Raw genomic sequence first — 14985 nt, 5'->3', positions numbered from 1 at the left:
TTTATTCTGTTAAGACAAGTAAATATGAAACATTTTGCTATGTTTATACATGCTTGCGACATATTATTATAAAATGTTTTCTATGAAATGTAAAAGAGCCTTTTGTTACTAATGCTGAAAAGCTAGCTCTTGTTTAATTGATTGTAAAGAATTAGCGAATAATTCTGGTTCTTCTAAATCAGGAGAATGTGCTGAATTTGGGAACCAAATCATCTTTTTTATAGGCGCTTCAATAATATCGCAATATTCCTGAACGAGTGCATAAGGAGTTTGATAATCATAGCGACCAGAACAAAAATAAACTGGAATAGATAAACTTGAAATAGAAGAAAAGAAATCGATTGTCAGCATTTCTTCCCATAAAACACCAGATTTTAAATTTCCTGCGAGAAACTTGAACCAATCTAATAGCGTATATTCAGGAGAAAAGAAACCTTTTCGTATGAAAGAAAAGGAAGATCCGTTTTGGATTGCGCCTCCAAATGTGCCAAGCCACTTTCTTTGAATAATGAGACGTCTCGTATCTAAAAATGGTGGTTTGCCTAATTTTAAAAGGGAAGCTAATGCTTTTTTATGATCATGTTTTTTTGCAGAATGAATTAAATGTTGATATAGCAATTCTTCATTTTGTTTCATATGTACAATTTGCCCAATACCGATGTAAGCCTCGATATACTTTGGATATTGATGTGCTATGTTAAGCCCAATAATACTTCCCCAAGAATGACCAGCGAGAAATAGTTTTTGTTTGTTGAACTTTTTAAGTACATATTGAATCACTTCTTTTGCATCGGAAACGAATTGTTCGATTGTGAAATTTGCTCCGAAATCTTTCATTGAAAAGGATTTACCAGCCCCGCGCTGATCCCAATTAATAACAATAAATTGCTTCTCTAATTCTTTTTGAAAATGGCGAATAAATCCGATTTGTGCCATCCCAGGTCCGCCGTGACAGCATAATAAAATAGGTTGCTCTACGTTTTGTCCACGCATAAGGAGAGTTTGTTTTCGATTATTAATCATAACGCTTTCTATCGTAGCGATACTATTAGGAATGAGTTGTTTGTTTTCGTTATAGAACTGAGGGGTGTAGCTACGAAAAAGCATATTGAAAACCTCCTTTTGTGAAATCGTATGAATCGCACAGGCTATTCATTTTGCATATACTGTTAGAAAATCATTGTAACATACCATACTAGTGTCATTTCAACACGGGAGGAGGGAAATTGTGACGATTGGAGAAATTATAGATGGTTTAAATAGACGTGAATCCATCGCTATTATAGCAAAACGTCTTGAAATAAGCCCGTATACATTATCGAAGAAATTAAGATTGATTGGATACGAATATGATGGAGAGCAGAAGAAACGTATTTTTGTAGGAGATGGAGAAGAACCACGTCACTTACAACTCCAAGAAGCGACCGCCCTTCAATATGAGAAAACAGATTATCAATTATTAATTTATGAGCAATTACAAAGCATTTATGAGTTATTAAGAAAAAGAGAAGAAGTAATTGCACCAATTGTGAGTAAAAGTACAGAGAAAAAGAGACGGACCTTTTCTATTAATACAGAAATATTAGCAAGATTGGACCTTATATCAGAATCGAAAGGAATTCAAAAATCTAAACTTGTAGAAGAGGCGTTGCAACAATTTTTACAGCAATATGAAGTTGACAAAACATCACATTTTGATAACTAAAGAAAAGGATACTGTGTTCATTAGAAGAACGAGTATCCTTTTTATGATGTATATTACGTATAAAATAGAGGATCAGTACAAATCCTTTATGCGTGAAAAATGAAATTTATTATTAGAGAAACACTTAATTTACTTTTTGAATTCTTCCATCAATAACTGGCTGAATTGGTTCTTTTAATTGTTTTACGTAATTGACTAACGCTTCAAAGTCGTTTGGCCCAGTTTCTGCATTTTTACCATTTTTAAATGATACGAATCCATCACCGCCAGAAGCTAAGAAGGCATTTGCAACTACGCTATACGTTGTAGATGGAGATAATTCTTCTCCGTTTGTTAAACGTATATTTGTAACTTTTTCACCGTTTGGTTTATTTGCATCCCACGTATATTGAATACCTGAAATTTGAAGCATTCTTGTTGTTCCCTTTTGCCATTGCTGATTTAAAATATCGCGAATGTCTTGACCTGTTAAATTTACTTTAATCAATTGATTTCCAAAAGGTTGAATGCCGTATAACTCACCCCACGTAATATCACCAGCATCTAAGTCATTACGAATGCCACCAGGATTCATGAGGGAGATTTGAGTTTGCATCGTTTGACGCTGAGCATCGGCAACTAAATTTCCAAGAGTGGACTCACCAGCATCATTTTGTTTACGGTCGATAGGTGCTGTAGATTTTCCGACCACTTCATTTACAAGTGGTGCGATTTTTTCTTTATATTGATCTAGTTTTTTCTTTACTTGTTTATCAGGTTCTACACCTTCATGATACGTTGTAACAACTTCAGCTTTTTTCTTTACAATATCCTTTGTTTTACGATCAATTGTTACATCGACGTCTGAGAAAGCCATTCCGTATGAATTTGCTTGGACAATTAGTTTATTATTTACTGTACCATTTACATACGTATGACTATGTCCACCGAAGATAACATCAACTTCTGGGTCTGTTTCATTTGCAATTCGAGTAAGGTCGCCATTTGTTACCCCAGACTCATCGGTTGTTCCACCGACATGAGCAAGAACGACGATAGATTTAACGCCGAGGCGTTTTAATTGTTGTGTTGATTTATTAATTGCTTCTACTTCATCAGTAATTTGTACATTGTTAAGCATCGTAGGCATAACAACATTTGGTGTATCAGTTGTAACAACCCCAATGAATCCTACAGGAACACCATCTACCATTTTTACAGTAAATGGTGGTAAAAATAAGCGGCCAGTTGATTTGTTATAGAAATTAGCAGCTACATAGGGGAAGTTAGCCCCTTTGAAATTTCCTGTTTTTTCATGATATCCACCGTAAATGAGGCGTTTCATTTCATCAATGCCTTCATCAAATTCATGGTTCCCGATTGTACCGACATCAAATTTTAAGTCATTTAAAAATTCAATCGTCGGTTCATCTTGTAATAATGCTGAAACTGGTGGACTAGCTCCGACGATATCACCAGCATGTAAGAGAAGTGTATTAGGGTTTTGTTTTTTATGTTCTTTTAAATAAGTAGCTAAGTAATCAGCGCCACCAGCTTCTTTATTATTGATTTTTTTAACAGTATCTAGTTGTCCATGGAGATCATTAATACCAAGCATTTGTACGTCTATGTAGCGGTTTTGTTCAGCTGGATTCTGAGATGGGGGAGCGGCAAATACGCTTGAAAAAGTAATGGTGCTTAAAACAGCAACGGCAGGAATAATTTTTTTCCACATAATATAATTCTCCTTTTTTATAATCTGACATCATACGACATAATTTTAATAGATTCATAGGATTATAGCTACATAAAAATTTAGTCTTTTCGAAAAATTAACATATTTACAAAAAGTGAATAATAGAGTAAAGACCCTTTTTTATTGTCGATTTCATTGTGTATCTACTATAATGGAGAAAAAAGTAAAAGGTGAGTAGCATGAAGAAAAAGAAACAAAGACAAATGCAAAGACAATCACAAGTGAATCAACCAAAGAAAGAAACACTTACATTAGGCGATCAATTAAATGATTCACTCATGCAACAATTAAAGAGTAAGAAGAAAGAGTTGCAAGTGAGGGAAGAGGAAAAAGAGGCAGCTGAACTGGAAAGAAAGCGCCAAGAACAAAAAGAACGTGAAAAGAATAAATCATTTGAAGAACTGCTAAGTGAAAGTAACCTTACTTGGAAAGACTTTAAATAATAAAAAAATGATCAGTGAAATACCACTGATCATTTTTTGACGAGCTTGTAAGAAAAGGGGAGTTAGAATGAGAAAAATTGTCGTTGTTCCACATGAAAACCATTGGAGTGAAAAATTTCAAATGGAGGCTAAAAGATTAAAATCAGCGATGCCAGAAACGGTAAAAATTCATCATATTGGAAGTACGTCAGTTCCCGGACTGGCAGCTAAACCTATTATTGATATGATCATGGAAGTAGAAAATATCGAAAGAGTAGATGGGTGGAATGAACGATTTATAGAGCTTGGTTACATCGTAAAAGGGGAAAATGGTATTTCAAGACGCCGATATTTTATTCATGGAACTGAAGAAAAACGCTCGTATCATTTACACGTGTTTGAAAAAGGAAATCCAGAGATAGTAAGGCATTTAGCATTTCGTGATTATATGATGGCTCATTGTGAAGAAGCAGAGGCATATGCAACCTTAAAGAAAGAATTAGCCGAAAAGTATACATATGATGGCGCGTTATATACGGAAGGAAAAAATGAGTTTGTGCGCAATGTGGATGAAAAAGCGAAAGAATGGAGAAAAAATAACGTGAATGAATGAGTTCACGCTATTTTTTAGCTATATAAAAGTGTTATGTAAACTGTACGTATGTTTTGACTTTTGGGATGAATCTTGTTGAAATAAAATTGTGGCTTATAAAAAATGTAACAATGAAAGGGAGACGACTGTGCATATTCCAACAACTACACTTCATAATGGCGTGAAAATGCCGATGATTGGTCTAGGCGTATATAAAGCGAAAGAAGGAGACGAAGTAAAGCAAGCAGTAAAAACAGCGTTAGAAGTTGGATACCGTTCGATTGATACAGCAACTGTATATGAAAATGAAAGCGGTGTCGGAGAGGCGATACGTGAATCAGGAATTCCAAGAGAAGATATATTTATTACAACAAAAGTATGGAACGACGATCAAGGATATGAGGAGACACTCGAGGCGTTTGAAAAGAGTTTGAAAAAATTACAAATGGACTATGTAGATTTATATTTAATACATTGGCCGGTAAGAGGGAAGTATGTTGATACGTACCGAGCTTTAGAGAAATTGTATGAAGAAGGTAAAGTGCGTGCGATTGGTGTTTCTAATTTTCATAAACATCATTTAGAACTATTATTACCAAATTGCAAAGTGAAGCCGATGGTAAACCAAGTGGAACTTCATCCGATGTTGACGCAATTTGAGTTGCGAAATTATTGTCAAGATGAGCAAATTCAAATGGAAGCATGGAGTCCGTTAATGAGGGGCGGAGAAGTATTCCAGCATCCAATCATTCAGGCTATTGCTAACAAATATGAAAAAACACCTGCACAAGTTATATTAAGGTGGGATATTCAAAGCGGGATTGTTACAATTCCTAAATCTGTTACACCATCTCGTATTAAAGAAAACTTTACTATTTTTGATTTTGCACTAACTGAAGAAGAGATACGTCAAATTAACACGTTGAATCGTGATTTACATGTAGGAACGAATCCTGATAAATATGATACGTTATAAAAAAGACTGTCTCCTAATACTGGAGACAGTCTTCTGTTTTATCGGTAATTCGATATTTTTAACGATGCAAAGCATATGTGTCATATTTAACAATCTTTTGAAGTTGTATATATTCTTCTTTCGTTAAAGGTAACTGTTGACTAGCTCGTATATTTTCCTGTAATTGTTGAAGAGAGCTTGCACCAGGTATAATAGCTGCAACAGTCTTATTATGTAAGCAATATTGAATAGCTGTTCCTGTTAAAGAGCGTTCTCCAATTATTTCTTTTACACTTGCTAGAGTTGCATGTAATTCATCGTAAGAATAAGAGAGATAATCCTTTTCCTTTACTCTTTCTATCTTTCTTGCATTATTGTCAGTTAAAATTCCTTTTGCAAGTGGCCCGCGGGCAATGACGCTAATTTGGTGTTCATTTAGAAGGGGGAACCATTCTTCTGGACGACGATTTAAAAGGTTATATTCCATTAGTACACTAACGATGTTTGAGCGTTTTGCATATTCACGAACGACATTTGGGCGTATAGAAGAAATACCGTAATGGCGAATAATACCTTCCTTTTTCAATTCTTCAAAAGCTTCAATTGTTTCATCTATTGGATCTTCAATTGTTCCGCCATGAAGTTGGTAAAGGTCAATATAATCAGTTTGAAGTCTACGTAAACTTTCCTTTACTTCAGTCTTTATGTAAGCTTTAGAAGGATCCCAAGACCAGCCATTTTTTTCTTCTGTCCAACGATTTCCAACCTTCGTTGTAAGTACAATTTGGTCTCTTCTTCCCTTCAAGGCTTTTCCAACAAATTCTTCATTTAATCCGTAATCATATAAATCTGCTGTATCAAAAAAATTAATTCCTAAATCGATCGCTTCATCGATAATATGCATAGCTTCTGTTTCAGATGTACCGAGAGACATACAGCCAAGGCCCATTTCTGTAACAAACAAATCTGAGTTTCCTAATTGACGTTTTTTCATAGGTCAACCTCCTTACCTTTATTGTACGAGAGGGAAAAGAGGTTGACAAACGTTTACTTTCCGCTTCGCATTAACTGCCCGTAAAAGCATGATTAATGTTTCACTTTATTTGCTGTAATCCACTCTTGTACAGTTGTATACTCTTTGCTATATTGCTTTAGCTTATGGCGAATTTGCCATGCTTTTCCGACTAAAGTGACGCGATTTGGTAAAATATAAACTTTCATTTCTATCACGCTCCTTTCAATGTGGTAAAATGTATGAGGAAAGAATAGGAAATAGAACAGGGAGATGAAGTAGTATGAGTAATCTTGCAGAGAGAACAGTAAAAACTGAGCCAATTTTTGATGGTAGAGTTATAAAAGTTCGTGTTGATGATGTAGTATTACCAAATGGAGCAATGAGTAAACGTGAAATTGTAAATCACCCTGGTGCAGTTGCTATTATTGCTATTACTGATGAGGGGAAAATTGTGCTTGTTGAGCAGTATCGTAAAGCACTTGAAAAGGCGATTATAGAAATTCCGGCTGGCAAGTTAGAACCTGGTGAAAAACCTGAGGTAACAGCAGTTCGTGAATTAGAAGAGGAAACAGGATATGTATGTGAAAATATGGAGCTCATTACTTCTTTCTATACATCTCCAGGATTCGCAGATGAAATTTTATATGTATATAAAGCGACAGGTTTGACAAGAAAAGAAAATAAAGCTGAGTTAGATGAAGATGAGTTTGTGGAATTAATGGAAGTATCGTTAGAAGAAGCGATTACTCTTATGAAAGATCTTCGTATTCATGATGCGAAGACGATGTTTGCAGTACAATATTTACAACTACAAAAATAAACACTCGCCAAAGGCGAGTGTTTTTTAATTGATTTTTGCATATACACGTGCATCACGTAAGCTACCATCTGGTGCTAGGAAATCATTTTCCATTGTCCCTTCTAGAATGAATTCTAGACGTTCTGCTAAGCTACATGCATTTATATTTGTTGCATCAGTACGAATTTCAATTCTTCTAGCGCCTAGTTTATCAAAGGCGAACTGAATTGCACCTTTAACAGCTTCGGTCATATAGCCTTGTTTTGTATAGGCACTATGTAGCCAGAAGTGAAGTGAAAACTTTGGAATATCCCAGTTTTCAGGCTTTAGTGTAATTGCTCCGATGAATGTACCAGATACTTTATCGTATAAGTGAAAATCAAGTGTTTCACGAAGTAAAAACTGTCCGTGAGCTTCGCGAACAATTTCTTCAGCACTCTCTTCTGTTTCAGCGTTAATTGGTATCCACGGTACTAAGTCTTCTAGAGAAGCTTGGATTGCTTCATATACTTCTGCACCATCACCTGGAAATGGTTTACGAACTTGCAAGCGTTCAGTTTGAAATAATGTTGGAAAATCTAATAATAATGGTTTCAAGAGAAATCCCTCCTATTCTCTACTTTTTAGTTTAGCAAAGTAGAGCGGAATTTCAATGTTAATTCGTCATACTTTTTTCTTTCTTTCATACATTTTTAATAAGAGTGTGAACGGAGGGAAGAAAAATGTGGCGAAAAAATTGGCAAGACCGTGTAATGTCTCACATACAGGAAAACTCTTCATTATATATATTTAACGCTGTTTTATTATTGATGGGAGTAATATTCGGAGCCATTCTCGTGAATAGTTTACAAATCAATCAAAAACAAGATTTATCATTTTATTTACAACGTTTTTTTGGACAAGTCTCTAAAGGAGAATTTGCCATTGCGGGCGAAATGTTTCGAGAAAGTTACTTTTCGCAATTAAAATACATCGGATTTATTTGGATTTTAGGAATTTCAATTATTGGATTACCACTTATTTTTATTTTATTATTTGTAAAAGGAGTTGTCGTTGGATTTACAGTTGGTTTTTTAGTAAGTCAGCATGGATGGAATGGACTATTATTAGCATTTGTATCTGTTTTGCCACAAAATTTAATTATCATTCCAGTCTTTCTCGTTATGACAACCATTGCTGCAAGTTTTTCTTTACGGATGATTAGGCATCAATTTATTAGAAAAATAACCGAGCCACTATTACCATTATTAATCCGTTATACATGCTTCTTTCTCGTAATTGGAGTGGTGTTAGCACTTGCTTCTAGTGTGGAGGCTTACGCATCACCAGTTTTAATGAAAGAAGTCGTTGAGGCTATTAATAAAAAATAAATACTTTTTGAGAATAATTATCAATTTGTTTTTATTGTTTTTTCTTTTGACAGAAGCCCTTCTTCTGATATAATGGTGTAAGAGTGGCGAGGAGGGAGTAGTACCGAATGGAAGAAAGAATTGAACGAATTAAGAAGCAATTACATGCAGCGAGCTACAAATTAACACCGCAACGTGAAGCAACAGTTCGTGTGCTGCTAGAAAATGAAGAAGATCATTTAAGCGCAGAAGATGTTTACCTCCTTGTAAAAGAAAAGTCGCCAGAGATCGGATTAGCAACCGTCTATCGAACTTTAGAACTATTATCTGAGTTAAAAGTTGTCGATAAGATTAACTTCGGAGACGGTGTTTCACGCTATGACTTACGCCAAGAAGGTGCGCAGCGTTTCCACCATCATTTGATTTGTACACAATGTGGTGCTGTACAAGAAATACAAGAAGATTTACTTGGTGAAGTGGAAAGGAAAGTAGAACGAGACTGGAGCTTTAAGGTGAAAGATCATCGTTTAACATTCCATGGGATTTGTAAAAATTGTCAAGAAAATGAAACGGATGAAAAATAACCTTTTCCTATTTATCTAGGAAGAGGTTTTTTATTTGAATAAGGTATAAATTGGTGAAAGCTTGGCATATGTTGTAATAACTTATATTTTGGAGGAATTTACAATGCGCCGAGCTTTAAAATTAACTTTTGATGGAATAAAAGTATTTTTATTATTTACAAGTTGTACGATTTTGTTTTATTTCGCTATACTATGGATAAATGAAGAATATGAAAGCTATCATCGTTATGAAAAACCTAAAGAAGAGACTGTAGAAAAAGTATCAGGGAATGAAGAACCGGCAAAGGATGCTTTCGTAAATAGAATGATGTTTTTCTATGAAAATGGGGAGTAGTGTAGAGTGGAAGATCAATTAAAAGATTTTATTCATTATATGGTTGTCGAAAAAGGATTAGCAAAGAATACAGTAGTATCGTATGAACGGGATTTAAAAAGCTACGTAAAGTATTTGCAAAATGTGGAACAGACGAAAACTTTTCATGAAGTGACCCGTTTACACATTGTTAACTTTTTGCAGTATTTAAAAGAGAACGGAAAATCTTCGAAAACATTGGCGCGTCATATCGCATCAATTCGTTCGTTCCACCAATTTTTACTTCGTGAACGAGCGGTAGAACACGACCCATCCGTACATATTGAAACGCCACAAGGGGAACGGAAATTACCAAAAGTATTATCAGTTGATGAAGTAGAGGCGTTACTTCAAACACCAAAAATGACAAGTGCTTTTGGTATTCGTGATAAGGCGATGCTAGAGTTACTGTATGCGACAGGACTTCGTGTTTCAGAATTGATTGCACTCAATTTAGAAGATGTACATTTAACGATGGGATTTGTTCGTTGCATAGGGAAAGGGAATAAAGAAAGAATTATTCCACTAGGAAGTTTAGCAACGGAAGCGATTCAAAAGTATATTGAAAAAGGAAGAAGAGAATTAATGGGGAAAAAAGTAGTAGATGCACTCTTTTTAAACCATCATGGTAATCGATTATCAAGACAAGGATTTTGGAAAATATTAAAACGATTAGCGAAAGAAGCAAACATTGAAAAAGAGCTTACACCTCATACGTTGCGTCATTCGTTTGCTACGCACTTATTAGAAAATGGAGCAGATTTACGTGCTGTACAAGAAATGCTTGGACATGCAGATATTTCAACGACGCAAATCTATACGCACGTTTCAAAAACTAGATTAAAAGATGTATATAAACAGTTTCATCCGAGAGCATAGTTACTATGCTCTTTTTTTCATAGATTAAGAGGGAAAGACAGTTTCACAGAAACTTCACAAACATTTCGTATATTGTTTTCAGCAGAAGACTGGAATATTACAATGTATTTCATCTATACTAAATAAAGTATAAAGGAGGAAATGATGATGAAAAAACTGATTATAACTTTATTTATCGCGATGCTAGCGTTGGCTGGCTGTAATACAAACAAAGAAGAACCGAAAAAAGAACAGAAACTTGAAGCTGTAAAAGTAGCAGTCCAAACAAATCCGAAAGAAATTAAACCAGGTGAAAAAACAGAAGTACAAGCACTTGTTACACAAGGGAAAGAAAAAGTAACGGATGCCGATGATGTAAAGTTTGAAATTTGGAAAGATGGCGACGAAAAGCACGAGATGTTAGATGGTAAGCATAAAGGAAAAGGTGTTTATGCAGTAGAGAAAACATTCGAAACGGATGGAGTATACCATATTATCGCTCACACAAATGCACGTGAAATGCACGTTATGCCAGAAGTGAAAGTTGCTGTAGGAAATGCGAAAGTAGAAGATGCGAAAAAAGAAAATAGTGATCACAGTGCAGGACATGGAGATCATAAAAGTGACACAATGATCCATCTTATGGCTGGAGACATAAAGGCAAATGCTGAATCTACAATGAAAGTTCATTTAAAACAAAAAGAAGAAGCCCTAACTGGTGCTGAAGTACAACTAGAGATTTGGAAAGATGGTGTTGAAAAACACGAATTTATTCCAGCGAAAGAAGGGAATAAAGGAGAGTATGAAACGAAACATACTTTCAAAGAGAACGGTGCTTACAAAGTGAAAGTACATGTAAGAAAAGGCGAATTGCATGAACATAAAGAGGAAACAATAGAAGTAAAATAAAAAGTAGCTCTTTAGAGCTACTTTTTATTTTTTATGAAGAAATAAATCATAAAAAAATTAGCACTTCGTTGCAGAATGGATTACAATAGAAGTGTGAAGAAAATGAGAAATTCTACGAAAATGTATTAAAAAGAAAGCGTAAACATGTTATGATATCAGTATCAGATGTCTGACATCTGACTTAGAAAAAACTAGAAATGTTTTTGAATCGTTTCAAGTAAACGAAATAGGTTAGAAAATGATTTAAAGAAGTACTGTTTGACAATGAGAATTCTTTTGGATAACAGTTTCACTTTATAGCGTTTTGAACATACTACAAGAAGTAGAACTGAACTTATAGGAGGTCGCAGTTATGAATAAATATAAACGTATATTCCTAGTCGTAATGGACTCTGTGGGAATCGGTGAAGCACCAGATGCTGAGCAATTTGGTGATTTAGGATCTGACACAATTGGTCACATTGCTGAACATATGAATGGGTTACAAATGCCTAACATGGTGAAATTAGGTCTTGGTAACATTCGAGAAATGAAAGGTATCTCTAAAGTAGAGAAACCACTTGGATATTACACAAAAATGCAAGAGAAATCTACTGGTAAAGATACAATGACAGGTCACTGGGAAATCATGGGCCTTTACATTGATACACCATTCCAAGTGTTCCCGGAAGGATTCCCGAAAGAATTACTTGATGAATTAGAAGAAAAAACAGGCCGTAAAATTATCGGTAATAAGCCAGCTTCTGGAACTGAGATTCTTGATGAACTTGGTCAAGAGCAAATGGAAACAGGTTCTTTAATCGTTTATACTTCTGCTGATAGCGTATTGCAAATTGCAGCACACGAAGAAGTAGTGCCACTTGATGAGTTATATAAAATCTGTAAAATTGCACGTGAATTAACATTAGATGAGAAATACATGGTAGGTCGTGTTATTGCTCGTCCATTCGTTGGTGAACCTGGAAACTTTACACGTACACCAAATCGTCATGACTATGCATTAAAACCATTCGGCCGTACAGTAATGAACGAATTAAAAGATAGTGACTACGATGTAATTGCTATCGGTAAAATCTCTGATATTTATGATGGCGAAGGGGTAACGGAATCACTTCGTACGAAGTCTAACATGGATGGAATGGATAAGCTTGTAGATACATTAAATATGGACTTTACAGGTCTTAGCTTCTTAAACTTAGTTGACTTTGATGCATTATTCGGCCACCGCCGTGATCCACAAGGATACGGAGAAGCTCTGCAAGAATATGATGCACGTCTTCCAGAAGTATTCGCAAAACTAAAAGAAGATGATCTATTATTAATTACAGCAGACCACGGTAATGATCCAATTCACCCTGGTACTGACCATACACGTGAATATGTACCATTATTAGCATATAGCCCAAGCATGAAAGAAGGCGGACAAGAGTTACCACTTCGTCAAACATTTGCTGATATTGGTGCAACAGTAGCAGAAAACTTCGGTGTGAAAATGCCAGAATACGGAACAAGCTTCTTAAATGAGCTAAAGAAATAGGGGGATAAACAAATGAATCGTGAACTTATTACAAAATCAGCTTCATACTTAAAAGAGAAATTTCAAGAGACACCACAAGTAGGACTAATCCTTGGATCAGGACTAGGTGTATTAGCAGACGAAATTGAGAACGCAGTAACAGTACCGTACAGTGAAATCCCTGAATTCCCAGTATCAACTGTAGAAGGCCATGCAGGTCAACTAGTATTTGGTACACTTCAAGGTGTAACAGTAGTAGCAATGCAAGGACGTTTCCACTTCTATGAAGGATACGACATGCAAAAAGTAACATTCCCAGTTCGTGTTATGAAAGAACTAGGTGTAGAAACAGTAGTTGTAACAAACGCAGCTGGTGGTGTAAATACATCATTTGAGCCAGGCGATCTTATGTTAATTTCAGACCACATTAACTTCATGGGTACGAATCCATTAATCGGACCGAATGATTCTGAAATGGGCGTACGTTTCCCTGATATGTCTACATCATATACAGTAGAACTTCGCGAAATGGCGAAACAAGTTGCAGCAGACTTAAATATTAAAGTACAAGAAGGTGTATACGTGGGAATGACAGGTCCTGTATATGAAACACCTGCTGAAATTCGTATGCTTCGTACACTTGGCGGAGATGCAGTTGGTATGTCAACAGTACCTGAAGTAATTGTAGCGCGTCATGCTGGTATGAAAGTATTAGGTATTTCTTGTATTTCAAATATGGCAGCTGGTATTTTAGATCAACCACTTCATCACGATGAAGTAATTGAAACGACAGAACGTGTTAAAGCTAACTTCTTAGCATTAGTAAAAGCAATCGTAAAACAAATGAAGGGGTGACTTCACAATGAGAATGGTGGACCTAATTGCAAAAAAACGTGACGGACATGCATTAACGACAGAAGAAATTAACTTTATTGTTGAAGGATATACGAATGGTGATATTCCTGATTATCAAGTAAGTTCACTTGCAATGGCAATTTTCTTCCAAGATATGAACGATCAAGAGCGTGCTGATTTAACGATGGCAATGGTAAATAGCGGTGATACAATCGACTTATCGGCTATTGAAGGTGTAAAAGTAGATAAGCATTCAACAGGTGGTGTTGGTGATACAACGACACTTGTATTAGGTCCATTAGTAGCTGCTTTAGATGTACCAGTAGCGAAAATGTCTGGACGCGGTTTAGGACATACTGGTGGTACAATTGATAAATTAGAAGCAGTTCCAGGATTCCATGTGGAAATTGAAAACGATGAATTCATGCGTCTTGTAAATGAAAACAAAATCGCTGTTATCGGTCAAAGTGGTAACTTAACACCTGCTGATAAAAAGCTATATGCACTTCGTGATGTAACAGCAACAGTAAACTCAATTCCGCTTATTGCAAGTTCGATTATGAGTAAAAAAATTGCTGCTGGTGCAGATGCAATTGTTCTTGATGTAAAAACTGGAGCAGGTGCATTTATGAAAACGGATGAAGATGCAAAACGTTTAGCAGAAGCAATGGTACGTATCGGTAATAACGTTGGTCGTAATACGATGGCAGTTATTTCTGATATGAGTCAACCACTCGGTGAAGCTATCGGTAACGCATTAGAAGTTCAAGAAGCAATTGATACATTACAAGGTAAAGGGCCGAAAGATTTAGAAGAGCTATGTTTAACACTTGGAAGTCAAATGGTGTACCTTGCTGGACAAGCTTCATCTTTAGAAGATGCACGTGAAAAGCTAATTGAAGTAATGAACAACGGAAAAGCGCTAGAATCATTTAAAACGTTCTTATCAGCGCAAGGCGGTGACGCATCTGTTGTTGATGACCCTTCTAAATTGCCACAAGCACAATTTAAAATTGAAGTGGAAGCGAAAGAAGACGGATATGTATCAGAAATCGTTGCAGACGAAATCGGAACAGCAGCAATGCTTTTAGGAGCAGGACGTGCAACGAAAGAGTCTGAAATTGATTTAGCAGTTGGTCTAATGCTGCGCAAAAAAGTAGGCGATAGCGTGAAGCAAGGTGAATCTCTCGTTACAATTTACGCAAACCGCGAAAATGTTGAAGATGTAAAAGCGAAAATTTATGAGAACATGAAGATCTCTAAAGAACACGTAGATGCACCAACTTTAGTACACGGTATCGTAACGAAGTAATAAAAAAAGCTGAGGAGGTTTCTCCTT

The 14985-nt window shown here is 35.7% G+C and carries 18 protein-coding genes; 13 read left to right on the top strand and 5 right to left on the bottom strand.

Annotated features, from left to right (window positions below; all coding sequences use genetic code 11):
* Positions 1–108 precede the first annotated feature (108 nt).
* The gene (locus NST90_RS19340; RefSeq protein ID WP_000898970.1) at positions 109–1107 is read right to left on the bottom strand and encodes an alpha/beta hydrolase; all 999 of its coding nucleotides are present in this window, start codon (positions 1105–1107) and stop codon (positions 109–111) included.
* A gap of 121 nt (positions 1108–1228) precedes the next feature.
* Here NST90_RS19340 and NST90_RS19335 point away from each other — a divergent pair, with 121 nt between their 5' ends.
* Positions 1229–1705: a ribbon-helix-helix domain-containing protein gene (locus NST90_RS19335; RefSeq protein ID WP_000151931.1), complete on the top strand. Its 477-nt coding sequence runs from the start codon at positions 1229–1231 to the stop codon at positions 1703–1705.
* A gap of 124 nt (positions 1706–1829) precedes the next feature.
* On the opposite strand, the gene NST90_RS19330 is transcribed toward NST90_RS19335, so the two are convergent.
* Positions 1830–3419, bottom strand: coding sequence for a 5'-nucleotidase C-terminal domain-containing protein (locus NST90_RS19330; RefSeq protein ID WP_025709121.1), 1590 nt, complete (start codon positions 3417–3419; stop codon positions 1830–1832).
* A 200-nt stretch (positions 3420–3619) separates the two neighbouring features.
* On the opposite strand from NST90_RS19330, the gene NST90_RS19325 reads away from it, so the two are divergent.
* The 3 genes from NST90_RS19325 (at position 3620) to NST90_RS19315 (ending at position 5430) form a co-directional block, all read left to right on the top strand.
* Positions 3620–3883 carry a YqkE family protein gene (locus NST90_RS19325; protein WP_000727561.1) on the top strand — a complete coding sequence of 88 codons (264 nt, stop codon included), beginning with the start codon at positions 3620–3622 and terminating at the stop codon, positions 3881–3883.
* Between the two features lie 67 nt (positions 3884–3950).
* Positions 3951–4475, top strand: coding sequence for a GrpB family protein (locus NST90_RS19320; protein ID WP_001227186.1), 525 nt, complete (start codon positions 3951–3953; stop codon positions 4473–4475).
* A gap of 127 nt (positions 4476–4602) precedes the next feature.
* Positions 4603–5430 carry an aldo/keto reductase gene (locus NST90_RS19315; RefSeq protein WP_000547992.1) on the top strand — a complete coding sequence of 276 codons (828 nt, stop codon included), beginning with the start codon at positions 4603–4605 and terminating at the stop codon, positions 5428–5430.
* A gap of 58 nt (positions 5431–5488) precedes the next feature.
* Here the strand turns inward: NST90_RS19315 and NST90_RS19310 are convergent, their stop codons facing one another.
* Both NST90_RS19310 and mciZ read right to left on the bottom strand, forming a co-directional pair.
* Positions 5489–6403 (bottom strand): aldo/keto reductase, encoded by a 915-nt coding sequence (locus NST90_RS19310; protein WP_044307304.1) that lies wholly within the window; start codon positions 6401–6403, stop codon positions 5489–5491.
* 92 nt (positions 6404–6495) lie between these two features.
* Positions 6496–6630, bottom strand: coding sequence for a Z-ring formation inhibitor MciZ (gene mciZ, locus NST90_RS19305; protein ID WP_000870302.1), 135 nt, complete (start codon positions 6628–6630; stop codon positions 6496–6498).
* Between the two features lie 74 nt (positions 6631–6704).
* On the opposite strand from mciZ, the gene NST90_RS19300 reads away from it, so the two are divergent.
* Positions 6705–7244 (top strand): NUDIX hydrolase, encoded by a 540-nt coding sequence (locus NST90_RS19300; protein WP_000067042.1) that lies wholly within the window; start codon positions 6705–6707, stop codon positions 7242–7244.
* 24 nt (positions 7245–7268) lie between these two features.
* On the opposite strand, the gene NST90_RS19295 is transcribed toward NST90_RS19300, so the two are convergent.
* The gene (locus NST90_RS19295) at positions 7269–7820 is read right to left on the bottom strand and encodes a GNAT family N-acetyltransferase (RefSeq protein WP_000803479.1); all 552 of its coding nucleotides are present in this window, start codon (positions 7818–7820) and stop codon (positions 7269–7271) included.
* Between the two features lie 155 nt (positions 7821–7975).
* On the opposite strand from NST90_RS19295, the gene spoIIM reads away from it, so the two are divergent.
* From spoIIM to NST90_RS19255, 8 genes are all read left to right on the top strand, one after another.
* On the top strand, positions 7976–8593 hold the full coding sequence (spoIIM, locus tag NST90_RS19290; protein WP_013142149.1) for a stage II sporulation protein M: 618 nt from the start codon (positions 7976–7978) through the stop codon (positions 8591–8593).
* Between the two features lie 107 nt (positions 8594–8700).
* Positions 8701–9156, top strand: a complete 456-nt coding sequence (locus NST90_RS19285; protein ID WP_000392657.1) for a Fur family transcriptional regulator — start codon at positions 8701–8703, stop codon at positions 9154–9156.
* A gap of 103 nt (positions 9157–9259) precedes the next feature.
* Positions 9260–9490: a YqzK family protein gene (locus NST90_RS19280; protein ID WP_001250432.1), complete on the top strand. Its 231-nt coding sequence runs from the start codon at positions 9260–9262 to the stop codon at positions 9488–9490.
* A 6-nt stretch (positions 9491–9496) separates the two neighbouring features.
* A complete protein-coding gene (gene xerD, locus NST90_RS19275; protein WP_000390088.1) occupies positions 9497–10387 on the top strand; it encodes a site-specific tyrosine recombinase XerD in 891 nt (296 codons plus the stop codon).
* Positions 10388–10534: 147 nt separating this feature from the next.
* The gene (locus NST90_RS19270) at positions 10535–11275 is read left to right on the top strand and encodes a FixH family protein (RefSeq protein WP_000733456.1); all 741 of its coding nucleotides are present in this window, start codon (positions 10535–10537) and stop codon (positions 11273–11275) included.
* 352 nt (positions 11276–11627) lie between these two features.
* A complete protein-coding gene (deoB, locus tag NST90_RS19265; protein ID WP_001046079.1) occupies positions 11628–12812 on the top strand; it encodes a phosphopentomutase in 1185 nt (394 codons plus the stop codon).
* A gap of 12 nt (positions 12813–12824) precedes the next feature.
* The gene (locus tag NST90_RS19260) at positions 12825–13646 is read left to right on the top strand and encodes a purine-nucleoside phosphorylase (protein ID WP_001078446.1); all 822 of its coding nucleotides are present in this window, start codon (positions 12825–12827) and stop codon (positions 13644–13646) included.
* A 7-nt stretch (positions 13647–13653) separates the two neighbouring features.
* Positions 13654–14958 carry a pyrimidine-nucleoside phosphorylase gene (locus tag NST90_RS19255; protein ID WP_001243069.1) on the top strand — a complete coding sequence of 435 codons (1305 nt, stop codon included), beginning with the start codon at positions 13654–13656 and terminating at the stop codon, positions 14956–14958.
* Positions 14959–14985 lie beyond the last annotated feature (27 nt).

Origin of the sequence: Bacillus sp. FSL E2-8900, from assembly GCF_037966225.1 — a bacterium.
Classification (GTDB): Bacteria; Bacillota; Bacilli; order Bacillales; family Bacillaceae_G; genus Bacillus_A; species Bacillus_A cereus.
The sequence above is the reverse complement of the archived record's forward strand: the minus strand, read 5'-3'. Positions and strand labels throughout refer to the sequence as shown.

Bases quoted from the DNA above. Each gene is read 5' to 3' on its own strand.
- NST90_RS19260 (WP_001078446.1), top strand. From the start codon at position 12,825: ATGAATCGTGAACTTATTACAAAATCAGCTTCATACTTAAAAGAGAAA.
- NST90_RS19285 (WP_000392657.1), top strand. From the start codon at position 8,701: ATGGAAGAAAGAATTGAACGAATTAAGAAGCAATTACATGCAGCGAGC.
- NST90_RS19280 (WP_001250432.1), top strand. From the start codon at position 9,260: ATGCGCCGAGCTTTAAAATTAACTTTTGATGGAATAAAAGTATTTTTA.
- NST90_RS19330 (WP_025709121.1), bottom strand. From the start codon at position 3,419: ATGTGGAAAAAAATTATTCCTGCCGTTGCTGTTTTAAGCACCATTACT.
- NST90_RS19270 (WP_000733456.1), top strand. From the start codon at position 10,535: ATGAAAAAACTGATTATAACTTTATTTATCGCGATGCTAGCGTTGGCT.
- spoIIM (WP_013142149.1), top strand. From the start codon at position 7,976: ATGTCTCACATACAGGAAAACTCTTCATTATATATATTTAACGCTGTT.
- NST90_RS19300 (WP_000067042.1), top strand. From the start codon at position 6,705: ATGAGTAATCTTGCAGAGAGAACAGTAAAAACTGAGCCAATTTTTGAT.
- NST90_RS19310 (WP_044307304.1), bottom strand. From the start codon at position 6,403: ATGAAAAAACGTCAATTAGGAAACTCAGATTTGTTTGTTACAGAAATG.
- mciZ (WP_000870302.1), bottom strand. From the start codon at position 6,630: ATGAAAGTTTATATTTTACCAAATCGCGTCACTTTAGTCGGAAAAGCA.
- NST90_RS19325 (WP_000727561.1), top strand. From the start codon at position 3,620: ATGAAGAAAAAGAAACAAAGACAAATGCAAAGACAATCACAAGTGAAT.
- deoB (WP_001046079.1), top strand. From the start codon at position 11,628: ATGAATAAATATAAACGTATATTCCTAGTCGTAATGGACTCTGTGGGA.
- NST90_RS19340 (WP_000898970.1), bottom strand. From the start codon at position 1,107: ATGCTTTTTCGTAGCTACACCCCTCAGTTCTATAACGAAAACAAACAA.
- NST90_RS19320 (WP_001227186.1), top strand. From the start codon at position 3,951: ATGAGAAAAATTGTCGTTGTTCCACATGAAAACCATTGGAGTGAAAAA.
- NST90_RS19255 (WP_001243069.1), top strand. From the start codon at position 13,654: ATGAGAATGGTGGACCTAATTGCAAAAAAACGTGACGGACATGCATTA.